The following is an 18,007-nucleotide window of genomic DNA, read 5'->3' as shown; positions in this document are numbered from 1 at the left end:
CAGTTAATGAAAATCAGACTATCCTAGTGATCTGGATAGCAGTCTGATGTCTTGTGTGAACAATTTGATAACAAGAGTTGCCAAATCAACGGGATTACTGTTCCTTGATTCGTATGATGATTCTTTGGTAGCTGGTCAACGCAGGACTTCCTCCATCGGTAGCGGAGGCAATCACATGGATCGTCTGACCTGGCTTGGCATTTTCCGGGATAATTAGCTCAGTATTTTTTCCTTCGGACTGCGAAAAGCTCACTTGAACATCATTTCCACTCACCGGTGTCTGATTCCATTTTACCATTACTTCGTCTCCATCCGGATCTGTCGTGTTGACGTGCAATTTGATTTTCTGCTTTGGAGAAGCCATAAGCGTCAAAGGTCCCACTGCTTGTATCACTGGAGCGTGATTTGCGTCTTGAAAGTTTGGAGTTACTGCCCATTTCATCCTGGCAGCAAAATCCCGCTGAGCATCCGGGAAATAATTGGGAAAAGGCTCCAGATCCGTTTGAGCCCGGTTTTGATTGGATAAAGATGCAGCCATATCATCTGCAGATCCTGAGGATCCCATCCCCGGAATCGCCTCCGCTTGGGTGGCTTTAATCACCCGGCCTCCCCAGCCTCCAAAAGTTCCGTTTTCAAATGCCCGAAGGCCATTTCCAAGCATGTTCATGAAGGTGTGATTGTCGCCTTCTCCCAACCAAGAACCTTTTTCCTGCACTGGCATCCAGACGAAATAGCCCATTTCCTTCAGTTGCTCGTTGGTATATCCGGCAAAACCAAAGTAATCGACTTTATCGCCTTTGACCATCTGTTTTCCATCTCCCCAAACACGGTATAATTCCCCTAAAGGCCCTCGGTCTGATATATTCTCCTTCATCCAAGCCGAAGTTAAGTAAGGACTATTTTCTGGGGTAGCCCGGATTTGGGCACCATACCCATAGTTGGGTGCCTGTCTGAATTGTCGGTATTCGATATTAGGCCAATTGGGTAGAATATAGCTTGCGAAAGTATCGTCTTGATCTCCAGAGGGCAAAAGGATGACTTTCCGGTTGATCTTAGCTTGGATATTTTCCCAGTCATTGGTGAATTCAAAATCTCTCTTGATGGTATAAAGCGCTCGGGCGATACTACTGGCTCCACCCCATGCGGTGATGAAAAGTTGGCCGGGTTTATCATCCAAAATCAATTCCCGGATCAATTCTGAACCCGGTGTGTCCTTGCTAAAATCTCCGTCAAACTCAATATTGCCATATCTAATGACGGATTCTAACTTTTCCGGATCTGGGTAATTCGGATTGTGGATTTTCAGATTAGAGTAAGATTTTTCATAGGCCTCGACGATATCGTGGATAAATCGCTCTCCCTCAGTCCATCGCCAGGAAGTACATGGACATTCGTTCATTCCGAATCGATCATATTCCCTACCGGGTACAAACCACTTTGTGCCTTTACCATCTCCTGACCAATGAAATTGGCTGCTGTTATAAACTAGACCTTCGATCTGTAAATCAGAACTATATAAGATTAATCGGATCAGGGAATTATTGTCGTCCAACTCTGGGTCCGCGGTGATAATGATTCTGGGTTTAGCTGAGGTTAGGTTTGTCTGGCAGTTAGCCTGGGTAAAGGGAATTGCCAAAAGAAGAACAACAAAAGCCTTTGCCAGAACTTTGATTGTGGAGAAATAGGAAATCATGGGTTTGAGATTTGGTTGTCAAAATATATTGAAAGGATCTATTATCTCCTAGTTGAGACAATGGTGGTTTACTAACCAAAACTGTGGAGATTTATCTTCCGCCAAGGCAGCGATGGTTGTCTCCGCAAAAAAACCAGACAAAGAATGTCTTGAGAATTTAGCACTGAATAGAACTTTAACACCCTTCCTTTTTCCTGACTTTTTTCAAAAGCGAAGAGAAAAGCTGGCGCATTTTGCTGGCCAGATCAGGGAAGAAATCCGGTGCCCTCTATCTATGAAAATAGGCCGAGGTCCATCCGCACATTGCAGGCGGATAACGGAAACAACCTCGGTTCATAAATTCAGCCCATTGATTTCACAAGTTTTCCGGTTTCTGCCTCCAGTGGAAATCTTGATGCCTCGCAATCCATTGATTGGTAAGGTGCTTTTGGTTCAATTATGGCTTCGATACCAGAAGAAGGTCGGCCCCGGTAGGTAAAAATGACGTGACAAATCCACCTGCACCTGACAATTGACCGGAAGATGGGTCGTTTTAATTTTAACTCGGATTATGCATTAGGTTTCGTTATGAGGGCTGAAATTACAAGAAAATCAGGCTGTTTGGAGACTGAGTCATAGCACCGCTATGGTGAAGTCGAAAACAGCAACGAGTGACTGATTTTGAAGCAATTTCAGCCCGCAATAGAATCGCTAATGCATATTTCGGGTTTAAAGCATTTTGGTATGGAAAATCACATTCTTGAACTTGAGAAAAAATACTGGGAAGGCATGGAGAACCATGATTATCCCAGTGTGGCGAGCCTCACCCGTTTTCCCTGCATTGTAGCGGGTAAAGACGGAGTCAGGACGGTAGATGAAGCCACCTTCAAAAAGATGTTTGAATCAGGCAAAGGCGTAAAATGGAAGGTTCTCGCCATAGACGATGTTCAGACGCAAACCCTAGGCAACAATGCCCTGATCGGCTATCTTGTCGGGCTTGAAGCAACCATGGACGGGAAGAGCTCCTCGATGAGATGTGCCTGCACTTCCACTTGGATCAAAGAAAACGAAGAGTGGCGCTGTGCCATGCACACGGAATCGGACCTCAAGGAATAGGAGGGCATACCCCCATCTTCGGATGGTCCGAACCTTGACATACTGACTTCAAGGTAAACTATCCTTCCGCCTCATACCTCGCGCAACTGCGGATCCTGGACATCATGTCGGGTCATCAGGCTTACTGCCACCGCCGTGATCCCGAAGGCGATATGCGGCCACATCACCGCCTCAGCAAAGCCGAAGATCCAGGGCGAGGCCATTAGAAACAGGCCCGCGAGTACATCTACTGTAAGATGAACAGTAAAGGGTATCGCCGGGAAGATCCCCAACTCATAGTTTGTCATAAAACTCATCAGTATCACCAGGATACCTATCACTACGGGAGTCCACATCGCGGCCTCTATATCGTGGAAGTCAAAGATCCATGGGCTGGCAATGAATAGCACCGCGGTCAGATAGTCGAGTACTCCGTGTGTTTTTGAATCGATAATTTTCATGATACAATGTGTTTGATGAACTGAACTATTTATGTTGGATTTTGCCGGAGACATTCCTTGATACCAGTCAGCCTCCCTTGTTCCGACATCATCTCTGGTAGTCGGAAATCCTGGATGTGTTTCTTTCAATTTCCTCCCAGAGATCTTCCATGGCCAGAGAATCCAGAGAATTGATAGCTATGCTGCTTTTCTGCCCTTGTTTGGACCTTAGTTGAGGTTTTGTTTTTAGATATCCATCTTCACTGTAATAGATCAGACGATACTCATAATTATCGCGGGACCTCCATGCATCAGCCCCGACGTTCCCGGAGCCAAAGCTGTCCCTGATAGAATCCTCGACAGATTCCAACTTGAGCTCCTCTTTGATCCCCTGCCAGTCACTATCCTCGAAGTCAGTCACCAACACCAGCTCCTCTGCCCGCTCTCTCCTTTCCAATTCACCTGAAGACATGTCGTCCGTCACACCCGGATCTTCCACCTTGGTGGGATCGTTGTCGTTGTCAAGTTGTTGTGTATCCTTTGATCCGGTGGAATTGGGATCACAGCCGGCGATCAGCATACAAAATCCCAGCGTCAGGTACATCGCCCTGATAGATCGTTGATTTTTCATGGTAGTGGTAGTTTTAGTCACAGTTTTTTTCAAGATGTGTAAATCAAACATCCGGTGAAAAAACTCCTAATTCCGTTCCATGTCCATCGCTTCCCGCTCAGCTATCTCTGAGAGACATATCTTGCTATCGGGTGCGCGGAATCTGTGGATTTTTCAGTATCCGTGTTACAAAAAGCTTACACAACACTACTTTTTCCACACAGGGGCAGTGTCTGCGAGTTCATGTTTTGAACCGAGCTTGTGGCTTAGGCACGCGAGGTGATTTCTTTCTTTTCAAGAATAAGCGTACTGTCGGCCCGGGCTATCTCTTCAATATCAGTCTCCTCTCGTACTTCCGGTGCCTCTCTGGTCCGCTGATGGGATTCCAGTCTTTTAAACATCTTTTCGAGATCCGGTTAATCACTCCCGGAACCCCGCCTGCATCGCGTTCATCCCGGGAAAAACAATGCCCATTGTATAACAAAAAACCGCCTAAGTGTGGCCCGGGGGGAGTTGCACCTTTTCTCCTTTTGACCGAGTGAAACAAGTTACCGCGGGAGAAGCTTCAAAATTCGGCTTTTTGGCCTGTTTCAAACCGTTGGAGGAAATCTTGGCTTTTTGTAAAAAATCTGGTGGACTAATTGGAAGCATCTTCATCCAGTTGATCTAATGTAACCTCATCCGAAGGCGACGGGAAATCAGATCTGTATGCACGCCATCCTCTGCGGGAACAGTCAATAGAAGACACCCTCTACGTGCTGGGAATAGGTATAGAAACCGCTGGGGATAAAAGAAAAAAAGGTTTTGGAGGTGGGCCGAATGCTCGTCACCATCCAATAGACCGACGAAGGTGAATTTAACCAGTTTTACAATGTTTGATAACACGACAGCTTTAAGAGAAGCAAAAACAGACACCAAAACAGCCGACCGTGGCAGCCGGGGATCCAGGAATCCTAACTATGATCTTTTGGTCTTTTGCCACCTAAGGTGGGACTTTGTCTACCAGAGACCACAGCACATCATCAGCAGGCTTGCGCAAGAGTACAGGATACTCTTTGTAGAAGAGCCCATTGCCCGTACCGACCAAAGCCACTCGCTTGAGGTATTGGGTCCTAACCTCCATATCTTCAGACCAAACATCTCCAGTCTGGAGGGATTGTCTGCGGCGATCGCCACACTGGGGGTAGGTTCTCAGTTTCCGCTGGCCTGGTTTTATTCGGCTTCCTTCAGCGGTGTCCTGAAGGAGATCCACTTCGACCATGTCATCTATGATTGCATGGACGAGCTGTCTCTGTTCAAGGGAGCTCCCGCTGCTCTGCTTGATCAGGAACGCTTTCTACTGCAACACTCCGATATTGTTTTCACCGGCGGTCGGTCACTTTTCGAATCCAAGCGGCCTCTTCATCCTAATGTCCACTGCTTTCCGAGCTCGGTAGATTTCGACCATTTTGCCAAAGCCAAAAACGGAATACCTCTCCCTCTGGACATCATGGACATACCGAAGCCGATTGTGGGCTATTTTGGCGTGATTGACGAGCGTCTGGATCTCGGACTTGTCGAAAAAACAGCCCTTCGACTCCCGCAGTTCTCTTTCGTCTTCATCGGCCCGCTGGCCAAGATCCATGACTCTGAGCTACCGAGGCTTCCAAACATCCACTATCTGGGAATGAAGCCCTATCAGACTCTCCCCAATTATCTAAAAGCCTTTACGATAGCGATGATGCCGTTTGCGCTCAACGACGCAACCAAATTCATCAGTCCCACCAAAACGCTGGAGTACATGGCCGCCGGAAAGCCGATCGTATCCACGAGGATAAAAGATGTGGAACGCGACTACTCCAGCTGCGTCCATCTGGTCGCAGATGACGAGGATTTTGCGGATCTGTTGATAAAGCTACTCCTGCAAACTGGCGTATCCGCCGAATCCGCGAGGTATGAAGAAATCCTAAAAAACACCTCTTGGAACGCCACGGTAAATAAGATGAGACAGGTGATAGCTGAAGTGAGAGAAAGATGAGACAGCAGGAAATAGTGATCGTAGGTGCCGGCATCTCCGGCTCAGTCCTGGCAGAGCGATACGCCTGTCAGGGAAAGAAAGTATTGGTAATAGAAAAACGGGATCACATCGGGGGAAATTGCTTTGACTATACCGATGAAAACGGGATCATCGTCTCCAAGTACGGCGCCCACCTCTTCCATACCAATGATCGGGAAGTTTGGGAATATGTAAACCGGTTTACCATCTGGCAGCCCTGGGAGCATCAGGTGGTGGCAAGGGTTGATGAGCAGTTGGTTCCTGTTCCGGTCAACCGAAACACGGTTAACCTGATGTTTGGCGAAAACCTGCAGACGGATCAGGACATGAAGCAATGGCTGGAAAAAAACCGCATCCCGATAGATCAGCCCACAAACGGGGAAGAGGCAGTATTGAACAGCGTGGGTTTGGAGCTGTACGAAAAGCTGTTTAAACATTACACTAAAAAGCAATGGGACAAGTATCCCGACGAACTGGATGCCTCTGTGCTCAACAGGATCCCTGTCAGACTCAACGAGGATGGACGCTACTTTTCTGATAGATATCAGGCCATTCCAATTGGTGGATATACCAGATTATTTGAGAGAATGTTGGATCACCCCAACATTGAAGTGATGCTCAACACCGATTATGCGGACCTGCGCGATGATCTTACCGGCTTTGAAAAGCTGTTTTATACCGGACCGATCGATCGATTCTTTGAGTTTAAAAAGAACCTGCAGGAAAAACTCGAGTACAGATCCATACGATTCGAGTTTGAAAGTCTCGATATGGAATTCTTCCAGGAAAATTCGGTGGTAAACTATCCCGGTACCGAAGTGGATTTTACCAGAATCGTGGAATACAAGCATTTTGGCAACCAGAAATCCTCCAAGACGACGATCTCACGGGAGTTTACCGTCGACCACGGTGATCCTTACTATCCTGTTCCCAACCCACGCAATCAGCAGGTGTACGAATCATACCGAAGGGAAGCGGACAAGCTGAGTAATGTCTACTTCGTAGGCAGATTGGCCAGTTATAAATACTTCAACATGGATCAAGCCTTTAGGTGTAGCCTCGATCTCTACCATCAGCTTGAAGAGGAATCGGTTGTGACGACAAACACCGGACTGGATTGATGATGGATAAATTTAAGTCCTTCATATTCGGCGGCTTCGAATGCGCGGACCAGATCAACGCACGTGGAAAACGTGTAGATCTCTTGGAAGAAACACAGCATAGCCGGCGGGCGGATGAAGATTACAGCGAACTGAGCGAACTCGGCATCCTCACCGTCCGGGAGGGAATCTGCTGGAGTAGGGTGGAGCCGGTACCCGGCTGTTATGACTTTGAAGAGGTCCTTGGGAGGATCAAAAGCGCTCAGAAGTACGGAATCGAGCAGATCTGGGATATTGTCCACTTTGGCTACCCGGCTGACATCTATCCCGGCCATCCGCTTTTTACGGCTAGGTTGGTCGGTCTGTGTCAGGCTTTCACGTCTTTTTATGCCCAGCATGCTCTGGCCCGATTGAAGGTCGTTCCAATCAACGAAATCAGTTTTATCTCCTGGCTGTCCGGAGAGGTGGCGGGTGCCGCGCCTTTCATGAGGAGAAACGGCTGGGAGCTAAAGTATCAGCTCTGCAAAGCTGCCATCCAAGGGATCAAAGCGATCCGGTCGTTAATGCCAACTGCGGAAGTTTTTCTCGTCGAACCTTTGATTTGGGTGCATGCCGGCACTCCTGCCGACCTTCACCATGCGGACCTTGAAAACGGCTACCAGTTTCAGACCGCAGATATCGTGACGGGCAGAATCTGTCCCGAATTGGGAGGTGATCCCAGTCTGATCGATGGCATTGGCGCCAACTATTATTGGAATTGCCAGTGGCAGCTGGGATACGGCTCACTGCCCTGGCCGGATCCCTGTGGGTTTCGTCGGCCGGTTTCCCAACTGCTGGCAATGGTCTGGGAAAGGTATGGTAAACCCATCTTCATCAGCGAAACAGGACACTTCGGCAGCGGTAGGGCATTATGGATCAATGAGATCTTTTCGGAATCGCTGAAGGCACTTCAATTGGGTGTCGATCTCCGTGGGATCTGCCTCTATCCTCTGGTCGACCGCCCTGACTGGGACAATCTCTATTGCTATCATCACAGCGGCCTCTGGGATCTCACGGAAGACAAAGACCGGATGGCAAACTTGCCCTATGTGGAGGCGGTAATGGATGGCTTCGGGATCTTTGCCGAGTACCGCAAAAACCTCGTCGGGGCCGCGGTCGAGGAGATCGAAGATGGTGCGGTATATAAAGAGCTTGCTGTCAAATGTCTCTCTTGAAAGGCAATTGTCCACGCGCCCGCGGAGGCAACTAATAAAGCGTAAATCCCCTGGGTTCTCTTTATTGCGATTCCCGGTTTCAAATGGACGGAAAGTGCTCAATGAACCTTCCGTCACAGGTTTGACAGGAATTGGTCTTACTGTTTGGCATAAACAAATTCGTAAAACGGAGGGTAGAAGGGATAACAATTAAGCCATCCTTTTTCCTTTTTAATCGTCTTTAAATAATCCGACGGTTCAAATAGCCGCTCCCCGATGAGGTGAGCCTAGCCAGCGTAACTACACAAGAGCATGCCAAAACTGTACTTTAACTCCACCCGCTATGCAGACTTGCCTCTGCACTATGGCCGCGTTCCGCCGTGGCTGGCGCAGCGTATGGCTAAGCTGGGAGGTGCAATTGTGGAGTCTATTGTGATTGAGTACGGAAGATCATCGTTGCTGCAGCGCCTGAGCGATCCGTTCTGGTTTCAGGCACTTGGCGCTGCCATGGGCATGGACTGGCATTCGTCTGGCATTACCACCTCGGTGATGGGCGCGCTCAAGCGGGCCGTCAACCCGCGGTTCAACGACCTGGGTATCTATATCTGTGGCGGCAAGGGCAAGCATTCGCGCAACACGCCTCAGGAGCTCCTGTCCCTGGCCGATCGCACGGGGTTAAATGGCGACGAACTGGTGCGCTCCAGCAGGCTTTCTGCCAAGGTGGACAACACTGCCATACAGGACGGCTTCCAGATTTATCTACACTCCTTCCTCGTCACCAACCAGGGTGAATGGGCCGTCGTGCAGCAGGGGATGAATGATGGGACGGGTATGGCAAGACGCTATCACTGGCATTCTGAGCAGATGAAGTCATACATTGAAGATCCACATACCTCCATCTATGGGAGAAATCAGGGTGAGATCTTGAATCTGACCGCTGCAGGAGCTCAACCTACCAAGGCGGGTATTCTGGACATTGCAAAGGAAGACCCCGCTCGCATGCTGCCCGAGATTCGCAGGATTGTGATGCCAACACATCACGATGTCCGCGCAGAAGATGTCGATTTAAAGCGCCTGGGCAGCGTGCTCGCACTTGCCCATGAAAAAGAAGTCGGCGATTTTGAATCGCTCTTGCTTCTGGAGGGACTTGGCCCGCGCACATTACAGTCGCTCACACTGGTGAGCGAGATCATCCACGGCACACCGTCACGCTTCACTGATCCCGCGCGCTTCTCTTTCGCCCACGGTGGAAAAGACGGGCATCCCTTTCCGGTACTCACTACAGTGTACGACGAGACCATCCATCATCTCAAGACTTCGGTAGAGAAAGCCAAGATCGGCGATCGAGAGAAATTTGACGCTCTTAAAAATTTGACGCTCGTGGCTCAGCATCTTGAAAAAGGTTTTGAACCTGTGCCCGATGCGTTCGACCAAGTCATCGAGAAGGAACGCGCCGAGGCTCACAAATATGGCGGCCGTACGGTGTTTGGCAAGTCAAAACCTCCAAACGGATCACAGCTAAATCTCTTCTAAACCCGGATTGCAGGAAAAAATTATCATGGCCTACTGGAGAGATTTTCACTTGAAGCCAATCAATGCCAGCGAAACGCAGTAGTCCCCAGAGGATCTATCTGGTGAAATTTTGAGAAGTCCTGAGTCTTATTGCTTTCCCACCATTCGAAGTAAGAGTCAGCCACCTCTTTCTGCACTTGTTGATTTTGCTCAATAAATCCGAAGTCTGCCCTGTTCTCTACTACAGGATTTTGGGAGGGAAATGTGCCGACCAGAAACTCACTTGCTACTGACCTTGCTCTGATGGATTCAACTGTCCACAAAACATACATGCCTAAGGCGCATTCTTGTGTTAGGGAAGATGAAATAAAATTAACGGGGAAACCGGTAATCAGCTCGGTTTCATTTCTGTAGGAAAGGAGCTCCGGAATGTCCTCGGAGGAAAAATCCGGCAGCTCCATGTTGTCGTATTTCCCGGCTTTTAGCTGCTCGGCGTAGCGCTCCACGCTCATCTTCGGGGACTCGGACTTGTCTTCACATCCGAAAAAGATCGATAGCAGAACAAAAAAAACGGCAGATTGGAGTTGTTTCATGTGGTATGTCTTCGTTTATTGAACTAACAGGCTGCTGAAGATAAGGTGTTTTTCGTTGTAGAAAAAGGTCGCTCAGGGATTTTTCCAAGGTTAACAAACTGGAAGCTAGCAGGAATCATCATCTCCTAGCATCTCGCAAAGCCTTCTTCTACAACGGCCGAGTTCCGGCATTTGCCACCACAAAGGTGGGGCTCGCATGCTGGCGAAAAGCATCAGCCGTGCTGCAGCACGCAGGTGGCTGCCGCATTGTCTTTTATCCGAATACCAAAACTTAAACGACATACAATCCAATGGGCTTATTCAATAAAATACTCGGAAATGCAAGCGAGGTCTCCGTCGAGAAGTTGGTGGAGAAGTACGGTAGGTTGCTCAGCGATCACGAGCAGATCGAACTGGGATTTCAGCTGATCCGGGACACATTCATGTTTACCAACAAGCGATTGATCCTGATCGATGTGCAGGGACTCACCGGCAGCAAGATGGAGTACAAATCCTTTCCGTATAAAAGTATCTCCAGATTCTCCCTCGAAACTGCCGGTACCTTCGACCTTGAGGCGGAGCTGAAGATCTGGATCTCCAGCGAAAGCCTTCCCTCCGTCAGCAAGAAGTTCAACAGAAGCATCGACGTCTACGAAGTCCAGCGATACCTGGCGAGTAAGGTGATGTGATCGGCATTTCCCGAACTTCATCCTGTTGGGGGTATTTCTGAGCTTCTGCCATATTGTTTCCCCAAGGCATCCGCTTTCCATTGCAGTCAGTGACTGAAACTCCCCAATTCGAGGCGGTTTGTCTCATGCGGATCTCTATTTAATCACATCTCTATGGGCGAAGACATGTCGGATTTCTGTTGAATACTAAGATTACTTTTTTAAATTAAACCAGATGAAAGAAGATTAATAGAGGCTGAAAAACTAGAATCTCACCACGCCCGTTTCGGAAATGATTTGCTGACGGGATATTAAAGTTGGGCTATTCGTAAACATCGAACCCGGGCTCTGGACCTTTTTTTGCTCGATTTACATTCCCCGTCCGCTTCATTACATGGCTCTGGAGATGCTGGATGGAGGAAGCGCTGACTAAACCCAAGAGTTCTTTGCTGCGCAAGCAAAGTCTCCAAAATGACCGTTAAAGAGTATGTCCCATCCCAATTCGGACCAGTCCAATCAAGGCCTCAATATTTTTGACCTCACACCATTCCCGATGTGGATCTACGACTTGGAGTCTTTCCGCTTCTTGGCCGTAAACAAAGAGGCAGTTCGTCACTATGGCTATAGCGAAGAGGAGTTCCTGAGCATGACCATCAAAGACATACGGCCCAGGGAGGATATCCCAAAGGTGGAGGAAGCGGTGAGAAAAGCCAGAAATCGGAGCGAACTGTACAACGAAGGCCTCTTCAGACACCAGAAGCGGGACGGCACGATCATCTATAGTCAGATCAGGAGCAACTTAATCGACTATCAGGGCAGAAAGGCAGGGATTGTCTCCGCAGTCGATCTGACAGAACGCTTCGAAAGAGAACAGGAAATAGAGGCCCAAAAGGAATACCTGAAGGCCATTGGCGACATCAACGAACTGTTGCTTAAATCAGACGAATGGCTCGACTCACTCGGTGCGTGTTTCAGGATTGTCGGCGAGACCAGCGGAATAGACCGCATCTATTACTTTCAGAACGACAGCCATCAACAATCCACTTCCCTAAAACTGGAATGGACACGGGGCACTACCGGGCTTCAAATCGACAACCCCGAGCATCAAAATATTCCCTTTTCGGACCTTCCCCTCTCCATGGAAAGGCTCAACAACCAGCGTCACTTTGAGGTGGTAATCGAAGAGCTTCCCCCTTCACGTGCCCGGGAAGTTTTGATGTACCAAGGCGTCAAATCCTTAGTCGTGTCACCAATCTGGGTGGATGAAGATTTTCGCGGCTTTATCGGTCTGGAGGATTACAGTCGGAAAAGGAAATTCACCGAAAGGGAACGCCAGTTGCTGTTTTCGCTCACGACCAACCTCGGCCATGTCATCAAAGAACATGAAGCGCATCAGGAGTTGTTGTTTCGTGAAGCAAGATTCAAATCACTCATCCAAAACGGCAAAGACCTCATTGCGATAATAGACAAAAATGGAGATTACCAATACGTAGCACCCACCACAGAGGCCGTTCTGGGGATCTCGCCGGGAGAATTTTTGCAAAAAAATGCCTTTGAATATATCTCCAAGGGTGATGTGCCCAGGGTAAAACGTAAGCTTAAGGAAGTCTTGACATCGGACTACGTATCCATCGAGCCCTACCGCTTTGCTGACTCCAATGGCAACTGGCGGTGGATCCGCACGGAGCTATCCAACCACCTCAATACCCCTTTGATCCGGGGGATAGTTGCCAACACCCATGAGGTCACAGCGGAGGTGGAGAAAAGAAGGGTCGACGACCTCGCCGCAACGCTCTCCGCTGCGATAGGACGACCCGGCACACTTGCTTCCTGCCTAAGCAAGGCTTTACACAGGTTGGCAAAGCTTCCCAAGATCGATGTTGCCGAGATCTGGTTTGTCTCTGAGGATTCCGCACGGTTAAACCTGACTTCAAGTTTTTGCAGCGAGGAGGAGCTTGATTTTTTCTGTCAGGCAGCCAGAGAAGTCATGGATTGGGAGACGGTGTCCCATTTCCCTGCAAGTGTCTGGAACGAAAACAAGGCAGTGCTATGGAAAGACATCGCCCATAGTGAGCACTTCCACCGTGCCGCTGCCGCCAAGTTGGCAAAGCTGAACACGGGCATGGTCTTGCCGATCAACCACAACCATAAGTTTCTCGGATGCCTGGTCTGTTTTTCCAAAAATCCCGAAAATGAGCTTTTGGAGGAATTCAACCTACTCACTAAAGTCAGCGAGCAACTCGGAGCGGTCATCAAGCTTAAAACCACCGAGGAAGAGTACCGTAACTTCTTTGACATCACCCCCGATCCTCACTGCGTCATTGGATTTGACGGCTCCATCAGAAAGTTCAACAAAGCCTTCAGCGAACTGTTGGGGTATGGAAAAAAGGAGTTGCTTAAGAGGCCCATCTTCAAATTCATACACGAAGCTGACCAGGCGGAATCGAGGGAGAAACTCCTCTCATCGATTCATCGGGATGTAGGTGAGTCATTTGAAGCAAGGTTTATCACCAAGCAAGGGCACATCCGCTGGTTGGTTTGGAACGGATCAGCCCTGCCCGAATCCCGGGTCATCGTTGCCGTTGCCAAGGATATCACGGAGGAAAAACTGGCTAAGCAGGAGCTGCAGGCGGCTTACGATCGATTGAAGACAGCCCAGAAGATCGCTAAACTGGGCTATTGGGTGAGAAATCTCGATACGGAAGTGTCCGTGTGGAGTGAGGAAACCTATAGGATCTACGGATATTCTCCGGAGGATTTTTCTCCCACCATGGAAAATCTCGCCAAGACCTTCCATCCCGATGACCGCCATCTGGTAGAAGGCGACCCCAGCCAACATCTGGTTCCCGGTCAGGTGCAGAGCTTTGAGCACCGGATTATTACCGGCACGGGGGTGGAAAAATGGGTGCATCAGGAGGTCAGGCTCATGACTGATGGACATGCAGCTCCCGTTCGCATAGAAGGTACGATCCAGGATATTACCGAAAGGAAAGAGTCTGAGCGGCAGCTGATGATCAGCAACGAGCGGTTTAAGTTGGCTGTGCAGGTCAGCAATGAGTTGATCTGGGAGGTAGACCATACGCACAACACGATGTTCAAAAGCGCAGGATATAGCAAAAGCCTCCGCTACGAGTCCAACGAACATTTTGCCAGCGATAACTCCTGGTTCAGCAAGATTCATCCGGAGGACCGACAGGAGGTATGGAGCTCTTTTCAACGCGCCCTTCAGGATAAAAACGAGACGTCCTGGAAGTCGGAATACCGGATGTGTCTGGACGACGGTTCGCTCGTCTACTTCGCAGACAGATGCTTTATCCTGAGAGATGACAGGGCACGCCCGGTACGCTCCATCGGAGCTGCGCTCGATATTACTTCCTCACGCCAACAGCTGGAGCGGATCAAAAGTCAAAACGACGCCCTCCGCGAGATTGCCTGGATGCAGTCACACGTCATCCGGGCGCCTCTTTCCCGGATTATGAGTCTGATCTACCTCGCTGAGGAATTGGGCGGAGGTGGCCAGTCCAAGGAAGAAATCATGAAGATGATCAGGGAATCCGCCAATGATCTGGATGGGGTCATCCGTGACGTCACCGAAAAGATCCGGCTGATTGAAGCGTCCAAATAACAGGGTAGAGCCCCGACCGCGACAAATAGAGGACTTGCTTCAGTAGATAAACTGCCCTTCAAGGAAACGCAAAGGGTTGAGGTATGCTCCGTTTACTTTCCGTAAAAATCCGACATCCGGGATAAGCCTGTTCGGTCTCTGATAACGATATTTTTCCCCTCAAGCTCAATCAACCGGTCCTTATTAAACTCGGAAAGCAATCGGATGATTGACTCGGTGGTTGTCCCCACTATCCCCGCCAAGTCGCTCCTACTGAGTGTAAGATCGATCTTTGGGTTTTCACCGCCTTCAACCCTATAGGTGTCGCCAAGCTGTAGCAACATAAAGGCGAGCCGCTCCCTGATGTTCTTTTGCGTAGCATTGACCAACTTCTCCTCCAAGGCGCCTAGTTCATGGCTCAGGGATTTTGCCACCCTAGCCTTCAAGTCCGGGTTATGAAGCAAGGAGCCAAAAAAAACATCCTGGGGCACAAAACAAATCTTCGCGTCCTCGACGATTGTGGCAGAATTAGAATAGTTTTCCGCTCCCAAAAGTGCCGCGATTCCCAGTAGTTCCCCCCTTTGTGCGAAGTGAATAATTTGGTCTTTTCCGTTGGACGCTGTTTTATACACCTTTACTACACCCGAGTTGATGCAGAATAGCCCCAGAGGCTTGGTTCCTTCACTATAAAGAACCTGCCCTTTTCGGTGTATAGCCAATTTCTTGCGTGATGAGACCGCGCAGAGCTCGGAATCGTGCAAATCGGAGAAAAGCGAGTGTTTCCAACTGGAACAAGAAGCGCAGGGGATATTGAAGATTGATTCGGACATTGAGTTGGCGGAAAGCGGCTTTTTTTCAAACAAAATCTAATCGAAGTCTCTGCCTTTTTTCAAACCCTCCCGCCGGCATGGTAGGCGTTTTGGGCCTTTAGCATACCCGGCATATCCAGGCGCCCGGCTTGTTTGGCAGCGTCAAAGTGAAAGGAGGCCCGTCTTGAATTGACGTCAGATTGGCAAAACCAAGTAAACGGCAAAACAGACTTGCGGTAACAGTCTTTTCATCTTTAAAACGGAGGATCGAACGGGGTGAGATCAAGCAGTGTGACTTCAATAGCTAGCTTGAATTTGTTCGAAGATAGAGTAAGCTGCTCCGAGATTTTGCATTTGAATTGTACAATTCAGTGATTTAACGGTTAAATTAACCCCTCTATCAGAAGGTTGATCTGTCTCTGATTTTTTGGAAGTAGAGGGGTAATCTTGTCCCGATATCTATGTGCGAGGCGGATCACGGCCACTCTCATTTACCCATCTGCCGTACCGACGGAGTACGTTCCGCCAACTTTGGGGAGAGACTTCAAACCCTGGCCTTTGACGGATACAGACCAGCAATTCCCCCGACAACCAACGATGAAGCTTCCGAAGAACTCGAATTTTCTCCTACTGATAATGTTAAAAGACCCCTTGTTCTCGCGGTCCAAAGGGTCTTTTAAATGGGTCTTTATTTAGCTCCGTCAGTCTGCTGGAGCTTTTCCAACACAGCATCTAGCGAAAAGGTCCCTGCCTTTTGCCTCGGAGGAAAATCCTTGTACGTCATCAGATGTTGTCCTACGTATACCTGTGCCGGAACGAGCACGAACGCATGTTCAGTTCGCCAGCGTTCATACGCTCCGCCTTCTCCCGCTCGCTCAAACGGATCTGCACGGAGATCCACCAGTTTGGGAAAGCGCAACTGAACCATTGGATCTTGCCAGACATCGAAGCCCTCTGCCCGCTGCTCCAAAAAGATAACTTTCCAGCGATCGTAGCGCAGCGCTGCGAGACTTCCGTCATCCGTCCAATAGAAAAATTCCTTTCGCTTACTGATACCGGTGCCCGCCAGCAGTTCACGTTGATCATATCCATCCAGGTGAACTTTGAACGTCTTTCCGGCAGCCTGATATCCTGTCAACAATTTCTCTTTTACGTTAGGCTCACCTGCCGCCGCTACCAGTGTGGGCAGCAGGTCTTCGTGCGAAGTGATCTCGTTGATCTCGGTTCCCGGTTTGATTACACCCGGCCACCGCATGACCAGAGGCGACCGATATCCACCCTCCCAGTTTGTATTCTTTTCTCCCTTAAATGGCGTCGTCCCACCATCAGGCCAGGAAAAGACCTCAGCACCGTTGTCGGTAGTCCAGATCACAATGGTATTGTCTGCAATGCCAAGGTCGTCCAGCTTCTTTAGGAGTTGGCCCACCATCCCGTCAAACTCCGTCATACCGTCTGCCACCAGGCCGAGACCGGTTTTTCCTTCTGATTCGGGACGCAAGTGCGTGTAGATGTGCATACGCGTCGAGTTAAACCACATAAAAAACGGTTTCTCCGCTTTACTCTGGCGATCCATAAAGTCGAGCGACGCATTCAGCACTTCCTCATCTATGGTTTCCATTCGCTTTGTCGTCAACGGCCCCGTATCCTGAATAACCTGCTTCCCCACCTTGCCAAAGCGTGGATCTACGGTAGCATCATCCGTGTCCGAGGCAGTGCTCCTCAATACGCCGCGTGGCCCAAACTTCGCACGGAAATCCGGACTCTTGGGATAATCGGGATGCTCGGGTTCATTCTCAGCGTTAAGGTGATACAGGTTTCCGAAGAATTCATCGAAACCGTGCACAGTGGGCAGATGCTCATTGCGGTCACCCAAGTGGTTTTTTCCAAACTGGCCGGTGGCATAACCCTGAGGCTTCAGCAATTCGGCAAGGGTCGGGTCTTTTTCAGAAAGACCTTCTTTGGCTCCCGGCAAACCGACTTTGAGGAGTCCCGTTCTAAAGGTGGACTGCCCGGTGATAAATGCTGCGCGTCCTGCCGTGCATGATTGCTGGGAGTAATGATCGGTAAAGATGGCTCCTTCTTTCGCAATGCGGTCGATGTTCGGAGTCCGATACCCCATCATCCCGCGGTTATAGGCACTGACGTTCCAATAACCGATGTCGTCACCGAAAATGACGATGATATTGGGCTTCTTTTCTGCCTGCGCTGCTACGTCAGGAGCTAGGAATGCCGTAATCACGGAGATTAGTCCGAAGAATAACGCTACATTCCTGAAGGTCTGTTTGTTCTTCATCTAATTGTCATCAATTGAATGTGTTTAAGAGCAGTTCGTCTCTTTCAATACTCGAAAGGGCTGGAGGGGAAAGGCACTGATAAAAGTAATTCACCGATGCAGAGGTTTTTAGACGTGCCCGTTTACAGGTCGTTCCGACTGTTTAATCCGCTGGGGATGATTTGAAACGATGGATTACTATCCCTTGTCTCCCAATTGGGATGTGTCTTTAAGAGAAATTCGATCGGGACGGCACATATCTTTTCTTGCTCCTGATCGCTTCGGCTTTGGATGTAAGCAGCTCTGAAAGAACCAGCATTTCAAAGCCTACCACTGCTCAATCGCCTTCTCCTTAAGGAGAAGGAAGGGATGAGGTAGAAGAAAGCCTGTCCCGAGTGTTTAATTTCGATCGTTAGAGAACCGGG

The 18,007-nt window shown here is 49.2% G+C and carries 14 protein-coding genes; 7 read left to right on the top strand and 7 right to left on the bottom strand.

What is annotated here, in order from left to right; translation table 11 throughout:
- Window positions 1-94: 94 nt before the first annotated feature.
- Window positions 95-1,693: a DUF1593 domain-containing protein gene (locus G459_RS0113605; RefSeq protein ID WP_051315218.1), complete on the bottom strand. Its 1,599-nt coding sequence runs from the start codon at window positions 1,691-1,693 to the stop codon at window positions 95-97.
- A 723-nt stretch (window positions 1,694-2,416) separates the two neighbouring features.
- On the opposite strand from G459_RS0113605, the gene G459_RS0113595 reads away from it, so the two are divergent.
- Entirely contained in the window at window positions 2,417-2,788 is a 372-nt protein-coding gene (locus tag G459_RS0113595) for a nuclear transport factor 2 family protein (protein WP_026968144.1), read from the top strand.
- A gap of 71 nt (window positions 2,789-2,859) precedes the next feature.
- Here G459_RS0113595 and G459_RS27485 read toward each other — a convergent pair whose 3' ends face one another.
- From G459_RS27485 to G459_RS30550, 3 genes are all read right to left on the bottom strand, one after another.
- On the bottom strand, window positions 2,860-3,228 hold the full coding sequence (locus G459_RS27485; RefSeq protein ID WP_035455957.1) for an SPW repeat domain-containing protein: 369 nt from the start codon (window positions 3,226-3,228) through the stop codon (window positions 2,860-2,862).
- 88 nt (window positions 3,229-3,316) lie between these two features.
- On the bottom strand, window positions 3,317-3,838 hold the full coding sequence (locus G459_RS0113585; RefSeq protein WP_157373336.1) for a hypothetical protein: 522 nt from the start codon (window positions 3,836-3,838) through the stop codon (window positions 3,317-3,319).
- Window positions 3,839-4,083: 245 nt separating this feature from the next.
- On the bottom strand, window positions 4,084-4,218 hold the full coding sequence (locus tag G459_RS30550; protein WP_281171896.1) for a hypothetical protein: 135 nt from the start codon (window positions 4,216-4,218) through the stop codon (window positions 4,084-4,086).
- A gap of 470 nt (window positions 4,219-4,688) precedes the next feature.
- On the opposite strand from G459_RS30550, the gene G459_RS27480 reads away from it, so the two are divergent.
- The 4 genes from G459_RS27480 to G459_RS0113560 all read left to right on the top strand — a co-directional run bounded on the left by G459_RS27480 (window position 4,689) and on the right by G459_RS0113560 (window position 9,678).
- On the top strand, window positions 4,689-5,834 hold the full coding sequence (locus G459_RS27480) for a glycosyltransferase (protein WP_084454504.1): 1,146 nt from the start codon (window positions 4,689-4,691) through the stop codon (window positions 5,832-5,834).
- On the top strand, window positions 5,831-6,973 hold the full coding sequence (gene glf / locus G459_RS0113570) for a UDP-galactopyranose mutase (protein WP_026968142.1): 1,143 nt from the start codon (window positions 5,831-5,833) through the stop codon (window positions 6,971-6,973). Before G459_RS27480 ends, glf begins: the two co-directional genes overlap by 4 nt.
- Window positions 6,973-8,166, top strand: coding sequence for a glycoside hydrolase family protein (locus G459_RS27475; RefSeq protein WP_211234397.1), 1,194 nt, complete (start codon window positions 6,973-6,975; stop codon window positions 8,164-8,166). The genes glf and G459_RS27475 overlap by 1 nt, the downstream gene beginning before the upstream one ends.
- Window positions 8,167-8,457: 291 nt before the next feature.
- Window positions 8,458-9,678, top strand: coding sequence for a DUF763 domain-containing protein (locus G459_RS0113560; RefSeq protein ID WP_026968141.1), 1,221 nt, complete (start codon window positions 8,458-8,460; stop codon window positions 9,676-9,678).
- A gap of 59 nt (window positions 9,679-9,737) precedes the next feature.
- Here the strand turns inward: G459_RS0113560 and G459_RS28985 are convergent, their stop codons facing one another.
- Window positions 9,738-10,250, bottom strand: coding sequence for a DUF4943 family protein (locus G459_RS28985; protein ID WP_026968140.1), 513 nt, complete (start codon window positions 10,248-10,250; stop codon window positions 9,738-9,740).
- Between the two features lie 290 nt (window positions 10,251-10,540).
- On the opposite strand from G459_RS28985, the gene G459_RS0113550 reads away from it, so the two are divergent.
- Window positions 10,541-10,918 carry a PH domain-containing protein gene (locus tag G459_RS0113550; RefSeq protein ID WP_026968139.1) on the top strand — a complete coding sequence of 126 codons (378 nt, stop codon included), beginning with the start codon at window positions 10,541-10,543 and terminating at the stop codon, window positions 10,916-10,918.
- 466 nt (window positions 10,919-11,384) lie between these two features.
- Window positions 11,385-14,522: a PAS domain S-box protein gene (locus G459_RS0113545; protein WP_084454502.1), complete on the top strand. Its 3,138-nt coding sequence runs from the start codon at window positions 11,385-11,387 to the stop codon at window positions 14,520-14,522.
- A gap of 92 nt (window positions 14,523-14,614) precedes the next feature.
- On the opposite strand, the gene G459_RS0113540 is transcribed toward G459_RS0113545, so the two are convergent.
- Window positions 14,615-15,331, bottom strand: a complete 717-nt coding sequence (locus G459_RS0113540; protein WP_026968137.1) for a Crp/Fnr family transcriptional regulator — start codon at window positions 15,329-15,331, stop codon at window positions 14,615-14,617.
- 667 nt (window positions 15,332-15,998) lie between these two features.
- Window positions 15,999-17,603, bottom strand: a complete 1,605-nt coding sequence (locus G459_RS0113530; RefSeq protein WP_026968135.1) for an arylsulfatase — start codon at window positions 17,601-17,603, stop codon at window positions 15,999-16,001.
- Window positions 17,604-18,007: the final 404 nt, after the last annotated feature.

Origin of the sequence: Algoriphagus terrigena DSM 22685 (assembly GCF_000429445.1) — a bacterium.
Taxonomy (GTDB): Bacteria; Bacteroidota; Bacteroidia; order Cytophagales; family Cyclobacteriaceae; genus Algoriphagus; species Algoriphagus terrigena.
Note: the sequence above shows the minus strand (reverse complement) of the source record. Positions and strands in the feature narration are given on the sequence as shown.